Source organism: Streptomyces sp. NPDC055140 (assembly GCF_053607285.1).
This window is the reverse complement of record NZ_JBSGTG010000005.1, coordinates 30,031-49,233: the sequence shown is the minus strand read 5'-3', so window position 1 is coordinate 49,233 and position 19,203 is coordinate 30,031. Positions and strand designations below refer to the sequence as shown.

General features: G+C 69.8%; 14 protein-coding genes and 4 tRNA genes. 9 read left to right on the top strand and 9 right to left on the bottom strand.

Annotation, left to right across the window (positions count from 1 at the left end; all coding sequences use genetic code 11):
• Positions 1–37: 37 nt before the first annotated feature.
• From ACWFR4_RS12175 to purM, 3 genes are all read left to right on the top strand, one after another.
• Positions 38–847 (top strand): META domain-containing protein, encoded by an 810-nt coding sequence (locus ACWFR4_RS12175; RefSeq protein ID WP_453652211.1) that lies wholly within the window; start codon positions 38–40, stop codon positions 845–847.
• A gap of 376 nt (positions 848–1,223) precedes the next feature.
• Positions 1,224–2,750, top strand: coding sequence for an amidophosphoribosyltransferase (gene purF / locus ACWFR4_RS12170; RefSeq protein WP_453468182.1), 1,527 nt, complete (start codon positions 1,224–1,226; stop codon positions 2,748–2,750).
• A gap of 34 nt (positions 2,751–2,784) precedes the next feature.
• Positions 2,785–3,858, top strand: a complete 1,074-nt coding sequence (gene purM / locus ACWFR4_RS12165) for a phosphoribosylformylglycinamidine cyclo-ligase (RefSeq protein WP_453468183.1) — start codon at positions 2,785–2,787, stop codon at positions 3,856–3,858.
• A gap of 126 nt (positions 3,859–3,984) precedes the next feature.
• Here purM and ACWFR4_RS12160 read toward each other — a convergent pair whose 3' ends face one another.
• A complete protein-coding gene (locus ACWFR4_RS12160) occupies positions 3,985–4,242 on the bottom strand; it encodes a DUF3073 domain-containing protein (RefSeq protein ID WP_266672104.1) in 258 nt (85 codons plus the stop codon).
• A gap of 287 nt (positions 4,243–4,529) precedes the next feature.
• A complete protein-coding gene (locus ACWFR4_RS12155; protein WP_453468184.1) occupies positions 4,530–5,621 on the bottom strand; it encodes a Leu/Phe/Val dehydrogenase in 1,092 nt (363 codons plus the stop codon).
• Positions 5,622–5,841: 220 nt separating this feature from the next.
• Between ACWFR4_RS12155 and ACWFR4_RS12150 the strand changes: the two genes are divergently transcribed.
• Both ACWFR4_RS12150 and bldC read left to right on the top strand, forming a co-directional pair.
• On the top strand, positions 5,842–6,696 hold the full coding sequence (locus ACWFR4_RS12150) for a hypothetical protein (protein WP_453468185.1): 855 nt from the start codon (positions 5,842–5,844) through the stop codon (positions 6,694–6,696).
• Between the two features lie 468 nt (positions 6,697–7,164).
• Positions 7,165–7,371 (top strand): developmental transcriptional regulator BldC, encoded by a 207-nt coding sequence (gene bldC / locus ACWFR4_RS12145; RefSeq protein WP_003949541.1) that lies wholly within the window; start codon positions 7,165–7,167, stop codon positions 7,369–7,371.
• A 556-nt stretch (positions 7,372–7,927) separates the two neighbouring features.
• On the opposite strand, the gene ACWFR4_RS12140 is transcribed toward bldC, so the two are convergent.
• The 3 genes from ACWFR4_RS12140 to hrpA form a co-directional block, all read right to left on the bottom strand.
• The gene (locus ACWFR4_RS12140; RefSeq protein ID WP_453468186.1) at positions 7,928–8,128 is read right to left on the bottom strand and encodes a DUF6274 family protein; all 201 of its coding nucleotides are present in this window, start codon (positions 8,126–8,128) and stop codon (positions 7,928–7,930) included.
• A 294-nt stretch (positions 8,129–8,422) separates the two neighbouring features.
• Positions 8,423–8,497 (bottom strand) — tRNA-Asp (locus ACWFR4_RS12135).
• 94 nt (positions 8,498–8,591) lie between these two features.
• Positions 8,592–12,575 (bottom strand): ATP-dependent RNA helicase HrpA, encoded by a 3,984-nt coding sequence (gene hrpA, locus ACWFR4_RS12130; RefSeq protein ID WP_453466913.1) that lies wholly within the window; start codon positions 12,573–12,575, stop codon positions 8,592–8,594.
• Between the two features lie 121 nt (positions 12,576–12,696).
• On the opposite strand from hrpA, the gene ACWFR4_RS12125 reads away from it, so the two are divergent.
• Entirely contained in the window at positions 12,697–13,779 is a 1,083-nt protein-coding gene (locus ACWFR4_RS12125) for an ABC transporter permease (protein ID WP_453652209.1), read from the top strand.
• A 161-nt stretch (positions 13,780–13,940) separates the two neighbouring features.
• On the opposite strand, the gene ACWFR4_RS12120 is transcribed toward ACWFR4_RS12125, so the two are convergent.
• The 4 genes from ACWFR4_RS12120 to ACWFR4_RS12105 all read right to left on the bottom strand — a co-directional run bounded on the left by ACWFR4_RS12120 (position 13,941) and on the right by ACWFR4_RS12105 (position 15,867).
• Positions 13,941–14,014 (bottom strand) — tRNA-Phe (locus ACWFR4_RS12120).
• Positions 14,015–14,038: 24 nt separating this feature from the next.
• Positions 14,039–14,113, bottom strand: a tRNA-Asp gene (locus ACWFR4_RS12115).
• A gap of 37 nt (positions 14,114–14,150) precedes the next feature.
• A tRNA-Glu gene (locus ACWFR4_RS12110) sits at positions 14,151–14,223 on the bottom strand.
• Between the two features lie 81 nt (positions 14,224–14,304).
• Positions 14,305–15,867 carry a metallophosphoesterase family protein gene (locus tag ACWFR4_RS12105; RefSeq protein WP_453652207.1) on the bottom strand — a complete coding sequence of 521 codons (1,563 nt, stop codon included), beginning with the start codon at positions 15,865–15,867 and terminating at the stop codon, positions 14,305–14,307.
• An 81-nt stretch (positions 15,868–15,948) separates the two neighbouring features.
• Here ACWFR4_RS12105 and ACWFR4_RS12100 point away from each other — a divergent pair, with 81 nt between their 5' ends.
• From ACWFR4_RS12100 to ACWFR4_RS12090, 3 genes are all read left to right on the top strand, one after another.
• Positions 15,949–16,299 carry a metallopeptidase family protein gene (locus tag ACWFR4_RS12100; protein WP_453466919.1) on the top strand — a complete coding sequence of 117 codons (351 nt, stop codon included), beginning with the start codon at positions 15,949–15,951 and terminating at the stop codon, positions 16,297–16,299.
• A 231-nt stretch (positions 16,300–16,530) separates the two neighbouring features.
• A complete protein-coding gene (locus ACWFR4_RS12095; RefSeq protein ID WP_453652205.1) occupies positions 16,531–16,977 on the top strand; it encodes a hypothetical protein in 447 nt (148 codons plus the stop codon).
• A gap of 232 nt (positions 16,978–17,209) precedes the next feature.
• Positions 17,210–19,203 (top strand): DEAD/DEAH box helicase (locus tag ACWFR4_RS12090; RefSeq protein WP_453652203.1); only part of this gene is annotated, 1,994 nt, incomplete at its 3' end.

The following is a 19,203-nucleotide window of genomic DNA, read 5'->3' as shown; positions in this document are numbered from 1 at the left end:
GGGGAACCGATCCGCCCACCCGAACCGTCCAATCGCCATGCACACGCAATCCCGGAACCTCACCGTCCTTGCCGCGCTCCTGCCCCTCGCGGCCGTCGCAGCGTGCGGATCACAGACCGTGTCCGTCGGGGGTACGCCCGTCACCGGGGTCCGCTGGAACGTCGAGAGCGTCACCGTAGACGGCGCCACTGCACAGGCCCCCGAGAGTGCGTACGTGGAGTTCCCCTCGGTGGACCGGGCGCGCGGCAACAACGGCTGCAACAGCTTCGACGCGGAGGCCGAGATCGACGGCGACACGATCCGTATCGGCAGGAGCACCGTGACGATGTCGATGTGCATGGACAAGAAGCAGCGGGACTTCGAGAAGACCTTCAGCCGCGCCATCGGCGGCAGCAACAAGGCCAGGACCGACGGTGACCACCTCACCCTCACCACCGACGACGGCGACACGATCGCCCTGGTCAAGGAACGTCCGGCCCCGCTGACCGGCACCGAGTGGACCGTCACGAGCCTGCTCTCCGACGACGTCGCGACCTCACTGCCGAAGGAGGTGGCGGGCCGGGCCAGGATGACCTTCGAAAAGGCGGGCAAGGCGGGCAAGGACGGCACCGCCACCGGCAGCCTCGGCTGCAACCGGTTCCGAGCGAAGGCCGAGTTCGGCGACGGCCACCTCACGCTCGGCAGGCCCGTCACGACCCGCATGCTCTGCCAGGGCCCGCGCATGGACACCGAACGCACCCTCCTGAAGCTCTTCGCCCAGAAACTGTCGTACGAGGTCCAGGGCCGCACCCTCACGCTGACGGCCCCCGACGGAACCGGCGCCGTGGCGGGAGCCGGCCGCGGCTGACCGGACGGCACCCCCGGCCCTCGGCCCCTGGCTCCCCCATCCAGGCCCCCATCCCCGGCCCTCGCCCCCGCACCTCCGCAGCGAATTCCGTCACACTCGCCCCCGCCGTCGCGCCCGGCGCCGCCCCCTCCGGCGCCCACCGCCCCGCCCCCGCCGCCGACGCCGCCCCCGAGCCCGCCCAGCAATGCCCTTAGCACACGAAGAACCAGGTCAGAGTCATGATCGCGCCGAAGGGGCGGGACGGGCGAAAGTGGGCCGGTGAGGGGCGAAGCACCCCCGGGCCACGGCCTCGGGGGCGGGCGCCACCGGCTCGACCAGGCGCGGGATCACGTTCGCCAATTCGGACCAGTGGTCGATCTCGCCTACACTCGGAGACGTGCCACGTGGTGACGGTCGACTCAATCATGATCTGCTCCCCGGCGAGAAAGGCCCCCAGGACGCTTGTGGCGTCTTCGGTGTCTGGGCTCCCGGTGAAGAGGTCGCCAAGCTCACTTACTTCGGGCTCTACGCCCTCCAGCATCGAGGTCAGGAATCCGCGGGAATCGCGGTGAGCAACGGCTCCCAGATTCTCGTCTTCAAGGACATGGGCCTCGTGTCCCAGGTCTTCGACGAGACCTCTCTCAGTTCGCTCCAAGGTCATATCGCGGTCGGTCACGCCCGCTACTCGACCACCGGCGCCTCCGTGTGGGAGAACGCCCAGCCGACGTTCCGTGCCACCGCGCACGGCTCGATCGCGCTCGGCCACAACGGCAACCTGGTCAACACGGCGCAGCTCGCCGAGATGGTCGCGGCCCTCCCCAAGGAGAACGGCCGCAACACCCAACTCGCGGCGACCAACGACACCGACCTCGTCACCGCGCTCCTCGCGGGCCAGGTCGACGACGACGGCAAGCCGCTGACCATTGAAGACGCCGCCGCCAAGATCCTTCCGGAGGTTCAGGGCGCCTTCTCCCTCGTCTTCATGGACGAGCACACCCTCTACGCGGCCCGCGACCCGCAGGGCATCCGCCCGCTGGTCCTCGGCCGGCTCGAGCGCGGCTGGGTCGTCGCCTCCGAGTCCGCCGCTCTCGACATCTGCGGCGCCAGTTACGTGCGTGAGATCGAGCCGGGCGAGTTCGTCGCCATCGACGAGAACGGCCTGCGCACCTCCCGATTCGCAGAAGCGAAGCCCAAGGGCTGTGTCTTCGAGTACGTCTACCTGGCCCGCCCCGACACCGACATCGCCGGGCGGAACGTGTACCTCTCCCGCGTGGAGATGGGCCGCAAACTCGCCAAGGAAGCACCGGTCGAGGCCGACCTGGTCATAGCGACGCCGGAATCGGGCACCCCCGCCGCGATCGGTTACGCGGAGGCCTCCGGCATTCCGTTCGGCGCGGGACTGGTCAAGAACGCGTACGTCGGCCGGACCTTCATCCAGCCCTCGCAGACCATCCGGCAGCTCGGTATCCGGCTGAAGCTCAACCCGCTCAAGGAAGTCATCAAGGGCAAGCGGCTGGTCGTCGTCGACGACTCGATCGTGCGCGGCAACACCCAGCGCGCCCTGGTCCGCATGCTCCGCGAAGCGGGCGCGGCCGAGATCCACATCCGGATCTCCTCTCCCCCCGTGAAGTGGCCGTGCTTCTTCGGCATCGACTTCGCGACGCGTGCCGAGCTGATCGCCAACGGCATGTCGATCGACGAGATCGGCAAGTCCCTGGGCGCCGACTCCCTCTCCTACATCTCCATCGACGGCATGATCGAGGCCACGACCATCGACAAGCCGAACCTGTGCCGCGCCTGCTTCGACGGCGAGTACCCGATGGACCTCCCCGACCCCGAGCTGCTCGGCAAGCAGCTCCTGGAGACCGAGCTCGCGGCAGGACCGGCGAACACCGCCGCCGACGACGCCCTCCGTCGCCCGTAAGACCCCCGTCGTACGACACGAAAGTTCTCAAGCCATGTCTGAGACACCTGGTGCCAGCTATGCGTCCGCGGGCGTCGACATCGAAGCGGGCGACCGCGCCGTCGAACTGATGAAGGAGTGGGTGAAGAAGACGCAGCGCCCCGAGGTCGCCGGCCTCGGCGGTCTCGGCGGATTCGCCGGCCTCTTCGACGCCTCCGCCTTCAAGCGTTACGAGCGTCCGCTGCTCGCCTCCGCCACGGACGGAGTCGGCACGAAGGTCGACATCGCCCGCCGCCTCGGCGTGTACGACACCATCGGTCACGACCTCGTTGCGATGGTCATGGACGACATCGTGGTGTGCGGCGCCGAGCCGCTGTTCATGACCGACTACATCTGCGTCGGCAAGGTGCACCCCGAGCGTGTCGCCGCCATCGTGAAGGGCATCGCCGAGGGCTGTGTCCTCGCCGGCTGCTCCCTCGTCGGCGGCGAGACCGCGGAGCACCCGGGCCTGCTCGGCCCGGACGACTTCGACGTCGCGGGCGCAGGCACCGGCGTCGTGGAGGCCGACCGGCTGCTCGGCCCGGATCGTATCCGTACGGGTGACGCGGTGATCGCCATGGCGTCCTCCGGCCTTCACTCGAACGGGTACTCGCTGGTCCGCCACGTCCTCTTCGACCGCGCGAACCTGAAGCTCGACCAGCACATCGAGGAGCTCGGCCGCACGCTCGGCGAGGAGCTTCTGGAGCCCACCAAGATCTACTCGCTGGACTGCCTGGCGCTGACCCGCACCACGGACGTCCACGCGTACAGCCACATCACGGGCGGCGGCCTCGCGGCCAACCTGGCCCGGGTCATCCCGGACGGCCTGCACGCCACCGTGGACCGCTCCACGTGGGCGCCCGGCGCGATCTTCGACCTCGTCGGCAAGGCCGGCTCCGTGGAGCGCCTGGAGCTCGAGAAGACGCTGAACATGGGCGTCGGCATGATGGCGATCGTCCCCCAGGACGCGGTGGACTCCGCGCTCGCGACGCTCGCCGACCGCGGCGTGGACTCGTGGGTCGCCGGTGAGATCACCGAGCGCGGTGAGCACGCCACGGGCGCGGCCCTCACGGGTGACTACAGCAAGTAAGGCCCGCAGGGCAGCACAAAACCCGGTCCGGCGGTGTGACCACCCCGGACCGGGTGAAGTGCAGTTGCTACGAAAACGAGAACTGCGAAGAACTACTGCTGGACTGCAGACTGCAGGACTGCGAGGTCAAGCGCCGCGGCGCTGCGCCGAGGGACCGGACTCGTCCGAGTCCTCGTCATCCTCGTCGTCGTTATACAGATCCGCGTACTGGGCGTACGGGTCGTCTTCCTCGTCGTCGTCCTCGAACGGCTCGCCATTCGGCGGCTGATTCGAGGTCGAAGCGCCCAGCTCATTGGCCAGACGCGAGAGGTCAGTCCCGCCGCTGCTGTACTTCAGCTGGCGGGCGACCTTCGTCTGCTTGGCCTTTGCCCGGCCGCGCCCCATGGCTCGACCCCCTCGGTGACGGGGCTCGACGGCCCCAGAGTCTTGACACGCGTTCATGATCTCGAACGGGCTCTCCGCAGAGAGACCCGTCCTTAGGGCTTCCACGGTACCTGCTCCCGCGGCCATACGGTACGTCGCCCGCAGGACGCGCCTGGGCGCAGGACCAGCAAGGTGCCCTGTCCTCGCTGGTCAGCTGCGATTTTAACCTCTTCTTGGCGAGCGACCCGCCGACGGGCGTGAGTCTTGTCTCCCGCATCCGCCCACGGGCCGCTCCCGGGCCCCGAACGTCAGCGGCGGCGGGCCTCCGCCATGCGCTGCTCGGCGATCCGGTCGGCCGCGGCGGCCGGCGGAATCCCGTCCGCCTTCGCACGCGCGAATATGGCCAGCGTCGTGTCGAAGATCTTCGACGCCTTGTCCTTGCACCGGTCGAAGTCGAAGCCGTGCAGCTCGTCGGCGACCTGGATCACTCCGCCGGCGTTCACGACGTAGTCGGGCGCGTAGAGGATCCCGCGGTCGGCGAGGTCCTTCTCCACACCCGGGTGGGCGAGCTGGTTGTTGGCCGCGCCGCAGACGATCTTCGCCGTGAGGACCGGGACGGAGCCGTCGTTGAGCGCGCCGCCCAGAGCGCACGGGGCGTAGATGTCGAGACCCTCGGTACTGATGAGCGCCTCGGTGTCCGCCACTGCCTGCACGGACGGGTGCTTGTCCTGAATCCGCCGCACGGACTCCTCGCGCACATCCGTGATCACGACCTCGGCGCCGTCCGTGAGGAGGTGCTCCACGAGGTGGTGGCCGACCTTGCCCACGCCCGCGATGCCGACCTTGCGGCCGCGCAGCGTCGGGTCGCCCCACAGGTGCTGGGCGGAGGCCCGCATGCCCTGGAAGACACCGAAGGCGGTGAGCACGGACGAGTCGCCGGCGCCGCCGTTCTCGGGGGAGCGCCCGGTCGTCCAGCGGCACTCGCGCGCGACGACGTCCATGTCGGCGACGTAGGTGCCGACGTCGCACGCCGTCACGTAGCGCCCGCCGAGCGAGGCGACGAAGCGGCCGTAGGCGAGCAGCAGTTCCTCGCTCTTGATCGTCTCGGGGTCACCGATGATCACGGCCTTGCCGCCGCCGTGGTCGAGGCCGGCCATGGCGTTCTTGTACGACATCCCGCGCGAGAGGTTCAGGGCGTCGGCGACGGCCTCCGCCTCGTTCGCGTACGGGTAGAAGCGGGTGCCGCCGAGGGCGGGGCCCAGGGCGGTGCTGTGGATGGCGATGACGGCCTTGAGGCCACTGGCGCGGTCCTGGCAGAGCACGACTTGCTCATGGCCGCCCTGTTCCGAGTGGAACAGGGTGTGCAGAACATCGGCAGGGGCGCCGGTTACGTCGGTCACTGTGGTGACTCCCGGGTAAGTAGCGGCGGTTGGAGACGGTGCCCGTACGGGTGGCGGGTCCCGTTGGGCAAGAGACTAGGGCCTGCGCCGAGCCGCCAGATGCGCAGTGCCGAGGATCACCCTCTCCTGGAGTACGCGCGTGTCCGGCCAGGTGCGTTCGCCTTCGGCCATGGGACGATTTGGAGTGTTTTCCAGGCGCAGTCCGGGGGAGGGAGCAGCCGTGCCCAAGGTGTCTTCGGTGACCGTGCCCTACGCGTCGTACCTACGCGTGTACGAACCCCTCGCGGCGTTCCCCGAGCCGGAGCGGAGCCACTGGGAGCGTTACGCGCAGCGCCGCGAACGCCCCTCGTGCCAGGACGAACTGCGGCGCTCGCTGGCCGACTTGCTGCCGACGCCGCCGGTGCCCGTGCCGGTGCACGAGAGCGACGACGCGTTCGTCATCGAGACGGACGGCGTGGTGTGCGTGTGTCCGTGGCGCACGCGGCTGCGCGGCTGGCAGGCGCTGGACGAGCTGCCGGGCCGCCTGCCGACACCGGTGCTGGACGCGGTGCTCCCGCCGGTGGTGCGCCGGCAGTCCGCCGCGGACTACGAGCGCTGGCTCGCCCGCAACCCCGACGCCCGCCCCTGGATCCGCACCTCCACCTGGCAGATCCCGCTGAACTGGTTCGTGCTCGTCTCGGACGAGGAGCGCGAGTACGGCAAGGGGGCCGCGGACCGCGCGGACGGCGATGCGCCGGTGCTGCGCTACCGGACGCCGATGGTGCAGGCGCGGCGCCGGGTCGCGCGGGGCCTGCGCACGCTGCGGGACACGATGGACGAGGGGCCGCTGATCGACGGCCTGGTGGATGTGGGGCGCTGGCTCGAAGAGTTCCATCCGCGTTCATTCGTCGAACTCGACTACGGCGGCCTGGTGCACGCTTTGTCCGCGGAGGATCTGGACGATGATCATTCCGCTGCGGACGTGGCGGAGGGGATCGAGGCGCTGCGGCGCGGTGACGGTGACGGGGCCGAGGCGGCGTACGCGCGGCTGATGGAACGTTGGCGTGCCGTGCGGGACCGGCAGTTCGCGAACTGACCGTACGGGTGTGCGGGGACGTAGGTCCCGATCCGGGCTTTTGCCTCAAGCGTGACGGACCGCACTTACTGCGCCCTTGCGCCCATCACCCCTCCCCGTGCCAAAATAGGACAAGGAGTCCGGGGAGGTCTCCGTCCGGCTGCTTTCGTCCGCGTTCAGCCGGAATCTCGGCATTGCACGCTATGGGGGGTCTCGTGACTCCTGGCGCCACTGTGACTGATCGTCACAGTGGCGTGACTGTCCGCTATGGCATGGTCCATCGGCTTCCGTCGCTGATGAACACCTGGGAGGGCAATTCCATCGGTTTGGCCGACGCGGCTGGACGGATGGTGTAGTTGTAGTGCCGAGGACAAGCCGTTCGTCCTATAACCGACTCGACCCGCGTCCGCCATTTCGGGCAACGCGGGTCAAGGTGCAGAATTTAGAGGAATGAACCGAGAAGGTTCGGTTCTCCCGAGGAGGCCGCTCATGACCGCTCGCACCCCTGATGCCGAGCCGCTGCTGACCCCGGCTGAGGTTGCCACGATGTTCCGCGTCGACCCGAAGACGGTGACGCGCTGGGCAAAGGCTGGCAAGCTCACGTCGATTCGCACGCTCGGCGGGCACCGCCGCTACCGCGAGGCAGAGGTCCGCGCACTGCTCGCGGGCATTCCGCAGCAGCGCAGCGAGGCCTGAACAACTGAATAAACCGGGCGTTCCGGGCCCCCAGCCCTTTTCGCGCCCAACCTATAGCTCCATACGACGCGGGTCCTGCCCCAACAGGCCCACGCCTGCTCATGCTTCAAGGGTGCGTCGTCGATCGCGCTGGACTCCGCCGGGTCCAGCGCGATTTTTTTATGCGCGGATCCGTGCGGGTGGGGCGCTCCGCGGGGTGCCCGCGCGTGGCTTTGTGGGCGGCCCTGTGGGTCCCTGATCGACCGCCGGCGGGTGCCTGCCGGGGGTGCGTGCGGGTGCTCGGCGAGTCGTCGGGGAGGTCCGTTCGAGGGGTCCCGGGGTGGGTCTTCGGGAGTGCGCGGGAGGGTCCTGGGGGTGGTGCAATTGCACATATTAAATTGAGGTGTTGTAGGACGGGTGTAAGAAACGCTGTTTCCAAAACTGGTCCCGTGACACCCGTCACACACTCGAACACTTGTTACTGGCGAGTCCCCTGGGTTAGAGGGGATTCGCGTGGCGGTGTCCTCGTTCTCCCCCCGGGCTCCCGCCAGTTGGGGTCGCCGTCCGGCGCCTTCGGTCAGGGGGTGGGGGGACTTTCGCCCTCCGGGGCCCCGTAGTCCTTCTCGGGGCCTCCTGCGGGCTCTCTGCCGGGCTCCAGGGCGAGGCGCAGGAGTTGGTGGCAGACGGGGCAGTGCCGGGTCAGATGGCGGTAGCCGGAGGCGGCGGAGAGGTGCGCGCGCAGCAGGGCGCGCGTCTCGTGCCGGGCGGATGCCGCCATGCGCCACCTCCGGGTCGGGAATCCCTGCTGTCTGAGTACCGGGGGAGCGGGGCGCCGTCAAGACGGCGGGGGGTGGAGCACGGAGGCGCGGACGCGCGGGGCGGGGGCCGTACGCGCGTGCGCGCACACGGCTGAGGCCCGCGCTCTCTGCGGGGTACGGGCCCTGGTTCTACGTGCGGTCCTGGCGGGATTTGCCGTGTTCGGTGGCGGCAGCGCCGCGGGCGGGGCCCCCGGGTCGGGGGCACACGACTGAGGCCCGCACCCCTCGCGGGGTACGGGCCTCAGTCTTACGTGCGGTCCTGACGGGATTTGAACCCGCGGCCTCCACCTTGACAGGGTGGCGAGCACTCCAAACTGCTCCACAGGACCTTGCTCGCGGCACTTGGTGTTGCTCTGTGCTGCGAGATGAGACTGTACAGCAGCGCAGGCCCGGCGGTCGAACTCACTTAACGTGCCGGGTCCGTTACGGCGCTGCAGCGTCGATCGCCTTCACGATCCGCTTGTCCGAGACCGGGTACGCGGTGCCGAGCGCGTGGGCGAAGTAGCTGACCCGCAGCTCCTCCAGCATCCAGCGGATGTCCAGGACTTCCTGCGGCACGGGCCGCCCCTGCGGCATCTGTTCGAGCAGCCACGCGTACTCGTCCTGCATCTCGTGGACCTTCTCCATGCGCGACGTGTCCCGCTGGACGTTCGTCGGCATCTGGGTCAGGCGCCGGTCGGCGGCGACCAGGTAGCGCACCAGGTCGGGCAGGCGCCGCAGGCCCGTGTCCGTGACGAAGCCGGGGCGGATCAGGGCGGTCAACTGCGCCCGTACGTCCGTGAGGTTGGCGAGCAGCGTCGGGCTCTTCGTCGACTTCAGACGGCGCTCGCAGGCCTGCCAGGCGGCGAGCACCTGCTGTACCTGGCCCACCGTCCGTACGGTCGTGTCGACGATCTCGGCGCGCACCTTGTCGTAGAGCTTGCGGTACGACTCCTCGTCCCAGGCGGGGCCGCCGAAGTCCGCGATGAGCTTGTCGCAGGAGGCCATGGCGCAGTCGTCGAAGAGCGCCTGGACCGAGCCGTGCGGGTTCGCGGACAGGGCGAGCTTCTGGGGGTTGGTCAGCTTGTCCGAGGCAAACTTGCCCGGGTTGACCGGGATGTTGCGCAGGATCAGCCGGCGCGTGCCCTTCCACATCGCCTGCTGCTGCTCGGCCTCCGTGTCGAAGAGCCGGACCGAGACCGTGTCGCCGTCGTCGACCAGCGCCGGATACGCCTTGACTGGCTGGCCGGCGCGCCGGGTCTCGAAGACGCGGCTCAGCGTGCCGATCGTCCAGTCCGTGAGGCCCGAGCGCTCCACGGACTCGCCGCCCGAGCGCTCGGCCGTGGCCGCTGCCGCCTGCGAGATCGCCTTGCGGGCCTTCGGCTTGAGGCGCAGCTTGAGCGCCTCCAGGTCCTTGTCCTCGGCGAGGGTCCTGCGCCGCTCGTCGACGATCCTGAACGTGATCTTCAGGTGGTCGGGTACGCGGGACAGGTCGAAGTCGTCAGGGGTGACGGGGACGCCGACCATGCGCTGGAGTTCGCGGGCGAGCGTGGAGGGCAGCGGTTCCTGCAGGGGCACGGCCCGCTCCAGGAACGCCTTCGCGTAGTTCGGTGCGGGGACGTAGTGCCGGCGGACCGGCTTGGGCAGGGAGCGGATCAGCTCCGTGACCACGTCCTCGCGCAGGCCGGGGATCTGCCAGTCGAAGCCCTCGGACGTGACCTGGTTGAGCACCTGGAGCGGTACGTGGACGGTCACGCCGTCCGCGTCAGCGCCCGGCTCGAACTGGTACGTCACCCGGAACTTCAGCGGGCCCTGCCGCCACGAGTCCGGATAGTCGTCCTTGGTGATGGCCTCCGCGGACTCGCGGATGAGCATCGAACGCTCGAAGTCCAGGAGTTCGGGCTCGTCCAGCTTCTTGTGCTTCCACCAGCTGTCGAAGTGGGCGCCCGAGACGACATGCTCCGGGACCCGCTGGTCGTAGAAGTCGAAGAGCGTCTCGTCATCGACGACGATGTCGCGGCGCCGGGCGCGGTGCTCCAGCTCCTCGACCTCGGTGAGCAGCCTGCGGTTGTCCGAGAAGAACTTGTGGTGGGTGCGCCAGTCGCCCTCGACGAGCGCGTTCCTGATGAACAGCTCGCGGCTCACCTCGGGTTCGATGCGCCCGTAGTTCACCTTGCGCTGGGCGACGAGCGGGACGCCGTACAGCGTCACCTTCTCGTACGCCATCACGGCCGCCTGGTCCTTCTCCCAGTGCGGCTCGCTGTACGTGCGCTTCAGGAGGTGCTCGGCGAGGGGCTCGACCCACTCCGGCTCGATCCTCGCGTTGACGCGGGCCCACAGCCGCGACGTCTCGACGAGCTCGGCGGACATGATGAAGCGCGGGGGCTTCTTGAAGAGGGCGGAGCCGGGGAAGACGGCGAACTTGGCGTTGCGCGCACCCAGGTACTCGTTCCGTCCGCCGCGCTGCTTGGGGTCCTTGTCCGTGGACTCCTTCACGTCCTTCATCCCGATGTGGGACAGCAGGCCGGCGAGCAGCGAGATGTGGACCTGCTGGTCCGGGGCGTCATCTTCGTTCAGATGGATCCCCATCTGCTTGGCGACCGTACGCAGCTGCGTATAGATGTCCTGCCACTCGCGGATGCGCAGGAAGTTCAGGTACTCCGACTTGCACATGCGGCGGAACGCGGACGAGCCGAGCGTCTTCTGCTGCTCGCGCACATAGCGCCAGAGGTTGAGGAACGCCAGGAAGTCGGACGTCTCGTCCTTGAAGCGGGCGTGCTGCTGGTCCGCCTGCGCCTGCTTCTCGCTGGGGCGCTCGCGCGGGTCCTGGATGGACAGCGCGGCCGCGATCACCATGACCTCGCGCACACAGCCGTTCTTGTCGGCCTCCAGGACCATCCGGGCCAGGCGCGGGTCCACCGGCAGCTGGGCGAGCTTGCGGCCCTGCTCGGTGAGGCGCTTACGGACGTCCTTCTCCGCCGGGTTCAGCGCGCCCAGCTCCTGGAGGAGCTGCACGCCGTCGCGGATGTTGCGGTGGTCCGGCGGGTCGATGAAGGGGAACTTCTCGATGTCGCCGAGCCCGGCCGCGGTCATCTGGAGGATGACGGAGGCGAGATTCGTCCGCAGGATCTCCGCGTCCGTGAACTCGGGGCGGGCGACGAAGTCGTCCTCCGAGTACAGACGGATGCAGATGCCGTCCGACGTACGGCCGCAGCGGCCCTTGCGCTGGTTGGCGCTGGCCTGGCTGATCGCCTCGATGGGCAGGCGCTGCACCTTCGTGCGGTGCGAGTACCGCGAGATGCGGGCGGTGCCCGGGTCGATCACGTACTTGATGCCGGGGACGGTCAGGGACGTCTCCGCGACGTTCGTCGCGAGGACGATGCGGCGGACCGAGCCGGAGGGGCGCTGGAAGACGCGGTGCTGCTCCGCGTGCGACAGGCGCGCGTAGAGCGGCAGGACCTCGGTGAACCGGAGCTTCTTCTTCTCCAGCGCGTCCGCCGTGTCGCGGATCTCGCGCTCCCCGGACAGGAAGACGAGGACGTCGCCCTTGCCCTCGCGCTGGAGCTCCTCGACGGCGTCCGTGATCGCGGTGATCTGGTCCCGGTCGGCCTCGTCGGAGTCCTCTTCGAGCAGGGGTCTGTAGCGCACCTCGACGGGATACGTACGGCCGCTGACCTCGACGATCGGGGCGTCCCCGAAGTGGCGCGAGAAGCGCTCGGGGTCGATCGTCGCGGAGGTGATGACGACCTTCAGGTCCGGGCGCTTGGGCAGCAGCTGCGCCAGATAACCGAGCAGGAAGTCGATGTTCAGGGACCGCTCGTGGGCCTCGTCGATGATGATCGTGTCGTACGCGCGCAGTTCGCGGTCCGTCTGGATCTCGGCGAGCAGGATGCCGTCCGTCATCAGCTTCACGAACGTCGCGTCCGGGTTGACCTGGTCCGTGAAGCGGACCTTCCAGCCGACGGCCTCGCCGAGCGGGGTGTCCATCTCGTCCGCGATCCGCTCGGCGACCGTGCGGGCCGCGAGCCGGCGGGGCTGGGTGTGGCCGATCATGCCGCGCACGCCGCGGCCGAGCTCGAGACAGATCTTGGGGATCTGGGTCGTCTTGCCGGAGCCGGTCTCGCCCGCGACGATCACGACCTGGTGGTCGCGGATCGCGTCGGCGATCTCGTCCTTCTTCTGGCTGACGGGAAGCTGCTCGGGATACGTGATCTCGAGCGCCTCGTACCGGCCGCGGCGCTGCGCCGTCCGGGCCTCGGCCTTCTCGGCCTCCACCTCGATCTCGGCGAGTACGGCGGCCCGGGCTTCGGGCTTGCGGATGCGGCGCGCGCCTTCGAGCCTGCGGCCGAGCCGATGCGCATCGCGCAGGGACAGTTCGGACAGGCGCTGGGCGAGGGTGCCGAGGACGGGGGCAGGCTGCGTAGACATACGTCCTCCAGGATCTCACCTCGGAGAAACGGGTGGCGAATGGTTTTGAGGTGGGCCGGTTTCGGTGGAGACCTGGGTAGTTGGCGCTGAAGGTCCGTTATGTGTGTTTTAACGTGTCCGTATGCCGGAGCCGAGCGACGACGATCATGAGCACGGCGCCCACGGGCGGGCGCTCACGCGCGGGGAGCGCTGGGAGGACTTCAAGAAGTCGCCGTTCCTGCCCGCGACCGTCCTCGTGTTCATCCTGGCCGCCGCCGCGGGCCTCTTCGCGGGCTCGTACACGTACACGATGGCGAACCCGACGCCGCACCGGATTCCCGCGGCGGTGGTGGGCGCGGCGAACGCGACGCAGGGCGGGGCGTTCCTGGCCGGGATGGAGAAGGCGCTGAACACGTCCCTCGAAGTGCACCCCTACGACAGCATCGCGGCGGCCGTCGAGGGCGTGGACCAGCAGAGGGTCTTTGCGATCCTCGACGTGCGGCAGGGTGACCGCGTCGCGCTCGAGGTCTCGAGCGCCTCCGGTGCCTCGGTCGCGCAGGTCCTCGCCGAGACCGCCCCAAAGGTCGGGGCCGGGCTCGGGGTCCCGGTCACCGTGACCGACATCAAGCCGCTCCAGAAGGGCGACCCGCGCGGCCTCGCGATCTTCTACATCTCGCTGGCCGCGGTCATCATCGGCTTCGTCGGCGCGATTCAGCTGAGCGTGCACGCGCGCGCCCTCAATCCGCTGGAGCGCATCGCCTACACGGTGGCGTACGCACTGCTCGGGGCCTTCGTGATCGCGGCGGTCGTGGACTGGTGGCTGGGCGCGCTCGATCTGCCGTTCGCCGAGTCCTGGGCGATCCTCGCGCTGACGATGTTCACGTCGGGGATGGTCTTCACGATGTTCAACACGCTGTTCGGGCGCTGGGCGATGATCCCGACGTGGGGGCTGATGGTGCTCCTCGGCAACCCGTCGTCGGGCGGCGCGGTGTCGTGGCCGCTGCTGCCGTCGGTGCTCGGCCGCATCGGCCGGTGGCTCCCGCCGGGCGCGTCCGTGAACGCGCAGCACACGGCCGTGTACTTCGGCGGGTACCAGCACGTGTTCCCGTTCGTGGTTCTCACGGCGTGGGCCCTCCTGTCGAGCACGATCTTCTGGGTCTGGCGCCACCGCCATCCGGGTGGCCGCACCACGGAACCGGCCCATGCGGTGGCGCCGGGGGCGTGACCCTGTCCGGTGACTGCGCCCGGATACGCCGAAAGCCCGGTCGGAGACAGGGCTTTCGGAAAGTGGCCGGGGCGCGGCATTCGGGCGGCGGGAGATGGCTCGGGCCGTGGTCCGCCGGGGAAACGCAACAGGCCCCGTCCGGGGACGGGGCCTGAATCTTGTGGCTGGGGCCGGGATCGAACCGGCGACCTATCGCTTTTCAGGCGATCGCTCGTACCAACTGAGCTACCCAGCCACGCGGTTCGCGAACGAATCGCAGCGGTCCTGACGGGATTTGAACCCGCGGCCTCCACCTTGACAGGGTGGCGAGCACTCCAAACTGCTCCACAGGACCAAGCTGTTGTGCGACAAGTGTCGCACAGGGTGTTGCGTGCCCCCAACGGGATTCGAACCCGTGCTACCGCCTTGAAAGGGCGGCGTCCTGGGCCACTAGACGATGAGGGCTAATTGGCCCGCCTGGGCGCTTCGCAGCGCGTCGGGGACGTGAGAAGCATATGGGATGCGGGGAGGGATCGCCAAAACGGTTTAGGGCGAGGGTGTGGACGAGCCCGTGGGCGGCGTCGGCGAGGGGGTCGCGCCCGGCTGGTTCTCCTTGGGCAGATGGCGGCTGACCTGTGCCGTCGTCAGGCCGAGACCGCCCAGTTCGATCTCGTCCCAGGCCTGCAGGCGGCGGGTGTCGCGGTCCAGGTAGAGGACCGACGCCTGCACCGGGTCGGGGGAGGCGTCGTCGACGGCGCGCAGACCGCTGCCGCCGGTCGAGCCCTCGATGCGCAGCCGCGTGCCCAGTTTCATCACCTCGGTCTGCTCGTGATGGATGTGGCCCGCGAGGACCAGCGGGACCGCGCCGTCCGTCTCGCGGGCGGCCACCGGATTGTGGGCGATCGCGATGTCCACCGGCGTGCCCGCCACCCGCTGGTCGCGCAGCGCGGAGGCGAGCCGGATGCCCGCCATGCGCTCGGCCGGGTCGCCCTGCGCCTTGACCGCCCGGTCCGGCGTGTACTGGGGGTCCCCGGTGCCGGCGAAGCGCAGCCCGGCGACGGTGACCGCCTTGCCGTTGTCGAGTACGCGGACGTTCTTGATGTGTTCGAGGTAGTGCTGGGTGGTCGCCGAGTCGTGGTTGCCGCGGACCCAGATGTACGGCGCACCGAGGTCCTTGATCGGGTCGAGGAACGGGTTCTCGGCCGCGGAGCCGTGATCCATCGTGTCGCCGGAGTCGACGATCACCGAGATGTCGTACTGCTCGACGAGCGAGGAGATGATCTTCCAGCTGGCCGGGTTCAGATGGATGTCCGAGACGTGCAGGACGCGGATCGTGGACGGGTCCGGCCGGTACGCGGGGAGCGTCGACGTCACGTCGTAGAGCTTCGTCACATTGGTCACCAGGCGCGCCAACTCCTTCTGGTAGACGTCGAATTCGGTGACGATCGAGCGTGCGCTGCCGACGACCGAGGGGGCCGAGGAGAGCAGGCCGGAGAACTTCGGCTCCAGGACCGACTTGGGGTTCCAGGTCGCGTACGCCGCCCCTCCCGAGGCCGCCAGGAGGGCGAGCGCGAGGCCGCCGGCGCCCAGGGCGCGGCTGGGGCGGCGGTAGACCGCGAGGCCGAGCGCGGTGGCGCCGGAGACGACGGCGACGCAGGAGCGCAGGGCGAGGTCGAGGGTGCCGTGCTCGATGTCGTGCGTGACCTCGTCCTGGAGGCCCGAGAGGCGCTCGGGGTGGTTGACCAGGGCCTCGGAGCGGACCGGGTCGAGGCGGTCGACGTCCACGTCGAGGCGGATGGGGGCCGTGTGCGACTTCAGCTCCAGGGAGCCGAGCGGCGAGACGTTGATCTTCGTGCCGCCCGTCAGGGACGGGCGCAGCGTCATCCGGGTGTCCATCGGGCCCACCGGGACGCGGACGTTCCCCACGACGAGCAGCCCGAGCCACGCGCCCATGAGGACGACGGCCGCGAGGCCCAGGGCGCGGAGGTACGGGCGGGGCTGGAGGGTGAGATCGACGATGGGGCGGCGGCGGGCGCGATGGCGGCGGCCGACCGCGGAGGGGATGTTCCGCAGGGCGGACAGGGCGGCGACAGCGGGGGCGCGGGCCATTGGTCCCGTATGCCCATGCGGATGGGCCCGTATGCCCGGACGAACAGGTCGATCTGCGGGCGGGTGGCCGACAATGGCCCTGTGCTGGAGATGACGCGCGAGGAGTTCGAGGAACTGGTCGCCGAAGCCCTGGACCGGATTCCGCCGGAGCTGACACGGCTCATGGACAACGTGGCGGTGTTCGTCGAGGACGAGCCCCCCGCCGAGGGCCCTGAGCTGCTCGGTCTCTACGAAGGGACGCCGCTGACCGACCGCGGCGAGTGGTACGCGGGCGTGCTGCCCGACCGCATCACCATCTACCGGGGACCCACGCTGCGGATGTGCGAGGCCCGCGAGGACGTCGTCGCGGAGACGGAGATCACCGTCGTCCACGAGATCGCCCACCACTTCGGGATCGACGACGCGCGGCTGCACGCCCTCGGATACGGGTGACGGCCGGGTCGTGAGCGGGCGTGTCCTCTTGCGGGGGGCGGGAGTTGGGAACGGTGACGTCGATTTTCCGGCGGTTTCCGTTCCCGTTTCAGGCTCAGCCCCAGCTTTTCAGCGCCCCGGAGGTGCTCGCCCGTGCGCCAGCTGCCCGTACCCCCTCGTCCGGCTCGTCCGGCTCGTCTGGTTCGACTGGCCGCGACGGTGGTGGCCGTCGCGGCGGCGACCACCGGCTGCATGAGCGTCTCCCACGACGGGGGCGGGCCGGCTCCGTCGCACTCGGCGGGGCGGCACGGCGGACGGGCGGCCCCGGACGGTGGCGCGGTGGTCCCCGGGGGCGGCGGGGCGCAGGCGGGCGGCCGGGAGGGCGCGGACGGGGCGCCGTCGGCGGGGGCGAGCGGCACCGCGCCCGACGCGGCCTCGGGTGCCGCCTCGCCCTCGGCGAGCGCCACCAAGGGCCGGCCGTCGGGTCGGGTGAAGCCGTCGGCGAGCGGGCGGACCACGCCCCCGTCCCGGCCCACCCCGACGCACACCCCGCCGGACACGCCCACGCCGACCCAGGACACCCCCACGCCGACGCCCGACCCGACCACCGCGGAGCCCTCGTCGTCGGCGCACGAGCAGGCGTCGGCCCGGGTGCGGATCGTCCCGGAGCCGGCGCCGCAGGCGGGGATGCCCGCGTAGGAGTGACCTCGGGGGCGGATGTGAGCGGGGTCTCAGGGGATCGGTTTGCGCTGGAGGGTGGTGGCTGACTATGGTGGTAGATCGTTTGATACCAATTGCCCGGCGCCGTTAAGAGAGCGCCGCGTGGCGCGTTCTCTCCCCAGCCGTGGCTGGACCGCATTGAGGCGGTCGTTTGCGAAATTCACGGAGTTGACGGGCGCGTGCCGAGACTCCGGAAGGTTTCGCATTTCGTATGTCCATTTCCAGTTCTGACCACACCGTCATGCCCGAGAACGACGAGGCCGTGCAGGTTCTCGCCGTCGACGAGGACGTGACTGCCGTTGCCGTCGGAGAGGCCGCTGACAGCGCCTCGGCCGAGGCCGACACCGACACCGACACCCCCGCCGAGCCCACCCTGACCTTCGGCGACCTCGGTCTGCCCGAGGGCATCGTCCGCAAGCTCGCGCAGAACGGCGTGACCGCGCCGTTCCCGATCCAGGCCGCGACCATCCCGGACGCCCTGGCCGGCAAGGACATCCTCGGCCGTGGCCGCACCGGCTCCGGCAAGACCCTCTCCTTCGGTCTGCCGACCCTGGCGCGTCTCGCCGGCGGTCACACCGAGAAGAAGAAGCCCCGCGCGGTCATCCTGACCCCGACCCGCGAGCTGGCGATGCAGGTCGCCGACGCCCTCCAGCCCTACGGCGACGTCCTCGGCCTGAAGATGAAGGTCGTCTGCGGCGGTACGTCCATGGGCAACCAGATCTACGCCCTCGAGCGCGGCGTCGACGTCCTCGTCGCCACCCCGGGCCGTCTGCGCGACATCATCAACCGCGGCGCCTGCTCGCTCGCGAACGTCGAGATCGCCGTTCTGGACGAGGCCGACCAGATGTCCGACCTGGGCTTCCTGCCCGAGGTCACCGAGCTGCTCGACCAGGTCCCGTCCGACGGCCAGCGCATGCTGTTCTCGGCCACGATGGAGAACGAGATCTCCACGCTGGTCAAGCGCTACCTGACCAACCCGGTCACGCACGAGGTCGACGCCGCCCAGGGCGCCGTCACGACCATGACCCACCACATCCTGATCGTGAAGCCCAAGGACAAGGCGCCGGTCACCGCCGCGATCGCCTCCCGCAAGGGCCGCACGATCATCTTCGTCCGCACCCAGCTGGGCGCCGACCGCATCGCCGAGCAGCTCCAGGACGCCGGTGTGAAGGCCGACGCGCTGCACGGCGGCATGACGCAGGGTTCTCGTACCCGCGTCCTCGCCGACTTCAAGGACGGCTACGTCAACACGCTCGTCGCCACGGACGTCGCCGCCCGCGGTATCCACGTCGACGGCATCGACCTGGTCCTGAACGTGGACCCGGCCGGTGACCACAAGGACTACCTGCACCGCTCGGGCCGTACCGCGCGTGCCGGCAAGTCGGGTGTCGTCGTCTCCCTGTCGCTGCCGCACCAGCGCCGCCAGATCTTCCGCCTCATGGAGGACGCGGGCGTCGACGCCTCGCGCCACATCATCCAGGGCGGTGCGGCCTTCGACCCGGAGGTCGCCGAGATCACCGGTGCCCGGTCCATGACCGAGGTCCAGGCCGAGTCCGCGGGTAACGCCGCGCAGCAGGCCGAGCGTGAGGTCACCTCCCTCACCAAGGACCTGGAGCGTGCCACGCGCCGCGCCGGCGAGCTGCGCGAGGAGGCCGACCGCCTCACCGCGCGTGCCGCCCGTGAGCGTGGCGAGGACGCCGAGGGTGTCGCCGCCGCCGTGGCCGCCGCTGCCGAGAAGGCCGCCGAGGCGTCCGTCCCGGAGCAGGCTGCCGCGCCGGCCGAGCGCCAGGAGCGTTCGTCCTCGTACGAGCAGCGCCCGCAGCGCCGTGACGAGCGGGGCAACTACGAGAAGCGCGACCGTCCGTCCGGTGGCGGCTTCAACCGTGACCGTCGTGACAACGACCGTGGTGGCTTCCGTCGCGACGACCGTCCCTCCGGTGGCGGCTTCAACCGTGACCGTCGTGACAACGACCGTCCGTCCGGTGGCTTCCGCCGCGACAACGACCGTCCCTCCGGTGGTGGCTTCAACCGCGACCGTCGTGACGACCGTCCCTCCGGTGGCGGCTTCGACCGCGACCGTCGTGACGACCGCGGTGGCCGTTCCTTCGAGCGTCGTGACAACGACCGTCCGTCCGGTGGCTTCCGCCGCGACAACGACCGTCCCTCCGGTGGTGGCTTCAACCGCGACCGTCGTGACGACCGTCC

Excerpts from the sequence above, each read along its gene's own strand:
- ACWFR4_RS12140 (WP_453468186.1), bottom strand. The coding sequence starts at position 8,128 with ATGGCGGCATCCGCCCGGCACGAGACGCGCGCCCTGCTGCGCGCGCAC.
- ACWFR4_RS12125 (WP_453652209.1), top strand. The coding sequence starts at position 12,697 with ATGCCGGAGCCGAGCGACGACGATCATGAGCACGGCGCCCACGGGCGG.
- purM (WP_453468183.1), top strand. The coding sequence starts at position 2,785 with ATGTCTGAGACACCTGGTGCCAGCTATGCGTCCGCGGGCGTCGACATC.
- ACWFR4_RS12160 (WP_266672104.1), bottom strand. The coding sequence starts at position 4,242 with ATGGGGCGCGGCCGGGCAAAGGCCAAGCAGACGAAGGTCGCCCGCCAG.
- ACWFR4_RS12105 (WP_453652207.1), bottom strand. The coding sequence starts at position 15,867 with ATGGCCCGCGCCCCCGCTGTCGCCGCCCTGTCCGCCCTGCGGAACATC.
- ACWFR4_RS12095 (WP_453652205.1), top strand. The coding sequence starts at position 16,531 with ATGAGCGTCTCCCACGACGGGGGCGGGCCGGCTCCGTCGCACTCGGCG.
- bldC (WP_003949541.1), top strand. The coding sequence starts at position 7,165 with ATGACCGCTCGCACCCCTGATGCCGAGCCGCTGCTGACCCCGGCTGAG.
- ACWFR4_RS12175 (WP_453652211.1), top strand. The coding sequence starts at position 38 with ATGCACACGCAATCCCGGAACCTCACCGTCCTTGCCGCGCTCCTGCCC.
- hrpA (WP_453466913.1), bottom strand. The coding sequence starts at position 12,575 with ATGTCTACGCAGCCTGCCCCCGTCCTCGGCACCCTCGCCCAGCGCCTG.